The 2,147-nt window shown below is 67.1% G+C and carries 2 protein-coding genes; both read right to left on the bottom strand.

The window, feature by feature from the left end; genetic code table 11:
* Positions 1-237: 237 nt before the first annotated feature.
* On the bottom strand, positions 238-654 hold the full coding sequence (locus AB4Y84_RS19925; protein ID WP_442243505.1) for a hypothetical protein: 417 nt from the start codon (positions 652-654) through the stop codon (positions 238-240).
* Between the two features lie 249 nt (positions 655-903).
* Positions 904-2,147 (bottom strand): sigma-54 interaction domain-containing protein (locus AB4Y84_RS19920; RefSeq protein ID WP_442250754.1); only part of this gene is annotated, 1,244 nt, incomplete at its 5' end.

The raw sequence follows: 2,147 nt of genomic DNA, 5'->3' as shown, positions 1-2,147 counted from the left end.
GGGACGCCGTAAACCCKTCCATGGGGGCTTGGCCGCGGCATCCATGCCGCGGACACCCCCGCAACCGGACCCACCCCGCCTTCGACAGYTTCCCGCTGCTGTTGGTGGGGCTGACCGTTGGTCGGCACGCTGCTCTTGGTAGGTGTCGACCTTGGTCGACACGCTTGATCCACGCCATGCATGAATGCTGCTCTCGAGGCGTGTGACGCGTCATTTCACCGGCGTCGGTTTTTTGGCCTATGGCTGCAGGGTCCAGCGGCCGGAATTCTGGCGCTGGCGTGGGGCGATGGGGCCGTCGTGCTGGGTGTAGATGAAGCGGCCCTGGTGGTTTGTCAGGCAGGTCAGCAGCAGGGTGTAGCGGGCGGGGCCGGCGGGGTGGGCTTCTGTCATCTGGATTTCCGCAATGTGCGGAGCCAGTTGCTGGTAACGGTAGCTGCCGCCGATGCGGAGGTCGGTGCCGAGGATGTGCAGCACGTACTGATTGCTGCCGAAGCTGACCTGCACCATGCGTCCGGCATTGGGGTTGTCCGGCTGATACAGCGGATCGCTGAGATTGGTGAACTGCTGTTGGTCCAGTGTCGTGGGCAGGGCGCAGTCGGCGGCTGTGGCCAGGGCCGGGCAGAGCAGGGCGGCAAGCAGAGTCAGGCGATGCATGGCGGAACCTCGTTGGGCTGTCCTTGTCATGCTCCGCGGTGCGGTTGCGTTGTCTGTAGGAAAACGTGCAAATGCAGCGAAATATTCTCGGTACCGTCGCCCGTCATCCACGCATGGCGTGGATCTACTGAGCAATCCGGCCGCTGCCATGGAACCGTCGGACCCGCCCGCGCATCAGGCGGACCCCCACAAACACCAACGCCCGGGCAAGCCCAGGCGTTCGTGCCCCCTTCATGCTGGCAACGCGTGTCAGCTGGCCAGTTCGGCCGCTTCGCGTTCGATGCCGTACTTGCGCAGCTTTTCCACCAGGGTGGTGCGGCGCAGGCCGAGCAGCTGGGCGGCGTGGGCGACCACGCCCTGGGTGCGTTCCAGTGCTTCGTTGATCAGGCCCAGTTCGATGTTGGCCATGTGGTTGCGCAGATCCATGCCTTCGTCGGGCAGCGCCGCCGGTGCCGCTGGGCGATTGACGGCGATGCCGTGTTCCAGCGCCGGCTGGTTGCCGCTGCCCGGGGTGTGGAACGAGAAGCTGCGCAGGTCCAGGCGTTCTTCGCTGGCGACCACCGGAGCGGCCGTGACCACAGCGGGTACGGCCAGCGCGGCGTCGCCGCGGTAGCGTGCCGGCAGGTCCTGCACGCGCACCGAGCCACCCGGGTGCAGCACGGCCAGGCGCTCGACCAGGTTGGTCAGTTCGCGCACGTTGCCCGGCCACTCGTAGCCAGCCAGCGCCTGCAGCGCTTCCGGGGTGAAGCGCACTTCGCCGCGGCCGGTGCGCGCCAGCTGGGTTGCGATGGTTTCCACCAGCGCCGGCAGGTCTTCGCGACGTTCGCGCAGGGCCGGCACATCGATCGGGAACACGTTGAGGCGATAGAACAGGTCCTCGCGGAACTTGCCATCGGCAATGCGGCTTTCCAGGTCGCGATGGGTTGCGGCGATCACCCGCACGTTGCAGCGGATGGTCTGGTTGCCGCCGACGCGCTCGAAGCTGCGCTCCTGCAGCACGCGCAGCAGCTTGACCTGCATCGGCAGGCTCATGTCGCCGATCTCATCGAGCAGCAGGGTGCCGCCCTCGGCCATTTCGAAACGGCCCTTGCGTGCGGTCAGCGCGCCGGTGAAGGCACCTTTCTCGTGGCCGAACAGCTCGCTTTCCAGCAGTTCGGCCGGAATCGCGCCGCAGTTGATCGCCACGAACGGACCGTCGCGGCGCGGCGAGCGCTGGTGGATGCTGCGCGAGACCACTTCCTTGCCCGTGCCCGATTCGCCCAGCACCAGCACGGTGGTGTCGAACGCGGCGACCTGTTCGATCATCGTGCGCAGTGCACAGACCGCCGGACCGTTGCCGGTCGGGCCTTGGTCCTGCACGGCACCCGCCTGGTGTTCGGCATCCAGGCGCTTGAGGCTGGCGCGGCGCAGAAGGGCTTCCATCTGCGCATGGCGCAGCGGCGCTTCCAGTGGCCAGATGTTGGCTTCGTGCAGGCCATGCCGCTGCGCGAACG

Source organism: Stenotrophomonas sp. 2YAF22, from assembly GCF_052114665.1.
GTDB classification, from domain to species: domain Bacteria; phylum Pseudomonadota; class Gammaproteobacteria; order Xanthomonadales; family Xanthomonadaceae; genus Stenotrophomonas; species Stenotrophomonas indicatrix.
This window is presented reverse-complemented; position numbering and strand designations above follow the sequence as displayed.

Coding starts and splice junctions, on each gene's coding strand:
- AB4Y84_RS19925 (WP_442243505.1), bottom strand. CDS start 654: ATGCATCGCCTGACTCTGCTTGCCGCCCTGCTCTGCCCGGCCCTGGCC.